Annotated in this window: 2 protein-coding genes; both read right to left on the reverse strand. The window is 61.4% G+C overall.

Annotated features, from left to right (window positions below):
* Nucleotides 1-288: 288 nt before the first annotated feature.
* The gene (locus AAAB16_RS04300; protein WP_110615742.1) at nucleotides 289-501 is read right to left on the reverse strand and encodes a hypothetical protein; all 213 of its coding nucleotides are present in this window, start codon (nucleotides 499-501) and stop codon (nucleotides 289-291) included.
* Between the two features lie 110 nt (nucleotides 502-611).
* On the reverse strand, nucleotides 612-2195 hold the full coding sequence (gene gshA, locus AAAB16_RS04305) for a glutamate--cysteine ligase (RefSeq protein ID WP_340662227.1): 1584 nt from the start codon (nucleotides 2193-2195) through the stop codon (nucleotides 612-614).
* Nucleotides 2196-2224 lie beyond the last annotated feature (29 nt).

The raw sequence follows: 2224 nt of genomic DNA on the forward strand, positions 1-2224 counted from the left end.
GGGCGGGAGAGGGGCTTTTGCTTTTAAATGCGACCGAGGTGATCCCGACCCTCTCCCCCGGCCCCTCTCCCGCGAGCGGGCGAGGGGTGAACAGCCATTGAGTTTGTTTCGGGCGAGGGGAGCAGAGCAGTTCGCGGTGGCACATGTATCCCCTCTCCCGCTTGCGGGAGAGGGTGCCCGAAGGGCGGGAGAGGGGCTTTTGCTTTTAAATGCGACCGAGGTGATCCCGGCCCTCTCCCCCGGCCCCTCTCCCGCAAGCGGGCGAGGGGTGAACAGCCATTGAGTTTGTTAGGCAGTCTTCTGCGCCAGCAGTTGATACTGCTCTTCACCATCATCCCAACCCGCTTCCCAGGCGGCCGCCAGTACATCGGGGGCGTGGGGCTGGTTGCTGATGGGGTTGCCGGTTAAACCTGCCATGTAGCCTTGTTGGTAAGCCTTGTTCAGGCTTTCCAGGCTCCATTGCTGGTCGTCGTCCTTGGGGATGGCCTCTGGGGGCGCCATGGGCAAACTCGCGGTTAGTAACTGCGGCTAATGCTAGCCCCGCCTAGCCGGAAACAACCGACCGTCGGTCCCGGCTTTTACCCCGCTGGCTTTTTTTGTGACGCTATCGACTAAACCGCTAATGCCAAAATACTGGCCTGGTAAGCGGCGACAAAGGTGTCAAAGTCGCCACTTTGCTCCGCTTCGGTGGCCGCTTGATCGTCCAGCGATTGCGTCACCGATTCCTCAAAAGTGGCGCTTTCTTCTGCACTCAGCGGCTTGCTACGGAAGTACTCGGCGTGGGCCTGGCTTTGGCGGAACGAGAACTCGGCAAAGGTCTCGTTATTGGCTTTAAGCGCAGCCAGTACCTGCGCCGATGGCGTCAGCGCCGGGTCGGCGACTTTGGCGCGTTGGGCGGCCAGGGCGTCGGCGTGTTCAGTACCGCCATGGCTCTTGTCGAGCAGGTCCGAGAGCTTGCCGATTTGCTCAAGCAACTCATTGGCCCATTCCTGCAAACCAATGCCCAAACCGTTGCGGCGCAATTGCAGGCCCGGCTTGCGGCCTTCTTTGACCACGCTAAGGAAGTTCTCGGTCGCGCCGCCGCATTCGCCGCCGCCCAGTTCCGGGCTGTCTTGCAAGGCGCAGAACAGCACAAACGCGTCGATAAAACGCGCGCTGGTGAGGTCGATGCCCATCGGCAGGAACGGGTTGATATCCAGGCAACGCACTTCCACGTACTGCACGCCACGGGACATCAACGCCTGAATTGGCCGCTCGCCGCTGTAGGTCACGCGTTTGGGGCGGATGTTCGAGTAGTACTCGTTTTCGATCTGCAGGATGTTGGTGTTCAGCTGCTGCCACTCGCCGTCTTTCTTGGTACCCGCTTCGGCATAGGCCGGGTACGGCGTCGACACCGCTTGGCGCAGGCTGTCGGTGTAGCTGGCCAGGTCGTTGTAGCAAGGGGTAATGCCGGCCTGGGCGTTGCTCTGGTAACCCAGGTCGCTCATGCGCAGGCTGGTGGCGTAGGGCAGGTACAGGCTCTGCGCGTCGAGCTGTTGCAGTTTGTGCGGGCGTCCACGGAGGAAACCGGCATCCAACGCGGGGGAGGCGCCAAACAGGTACATCAGCAGCCAGCTGTAGCGGCGGAAGTTACGGATCAGCGCGATGTAGCGCTCCGACTGGTAGTCACGCAGGCTTTGGGTGTCGTCTTCGGCCACCTGCAACACCGGCCACAGGGTTTCCGGCAGCGAGAAGTTGTAGTGAATGCCGGCAATGCACTGCATGGTTTTGCCGTAACGCAGGGCCAGGCCCTTGCGGTACACATACTTGAGCCGGCCGATGTTCGAGTTGCCGTAGCGGGCGATGGGAATCACCTCTTCTTCCGGCAGCGGGCAGGGCATCGACGGGCTCCACAGGTACTCGTTGTCGAGCTTGCTGTAGGCAAAACGGTGAATCGCTTCGAGGTCGGCCAGGGTTTCAGCGGGGTCGGCTTCGGCTGGGGTAATAAACTCCAGCAACGATTCGGAATAGTCGGTGGTGATCTGCGGGTGGGTCAGCGCCGAGCCCAAGGCAATGGGGTGCGGCGTCAGAGCGAGTTGGCCCTGGCTGTCGACGCGCAAACATTCGCGCTCGATCCCGTGCAGGCACTGGGTAAGCAAATTCAGGTGTGCAGGCTGGCTGAGCAGTGCCAAACGGCGGGAGAGGAGGTCGCTCAATTTTGTGTTCCTTCGCGTCAGTCGCCCCT

The organism is Pseudomonas sp. (assembly GCF_037994325.1).
Classification (GTDB): domain Bacteria; phylum Pseudomonadota; class Gammaproteobacteria; order Pseudomonadales; family Pseudomonadaceae; genus Aquipseudomonas.

What these genes read in the sequence shown, in the direction of transcription:
- AAAB16_RS04300 (WP_110615742.1), bottom strand. Translation starts at nt 501, where the DNA reads ATGGCGCCCCCAGAGGCCATCCCCAAGGACGACGACCAGCAATGGAGC.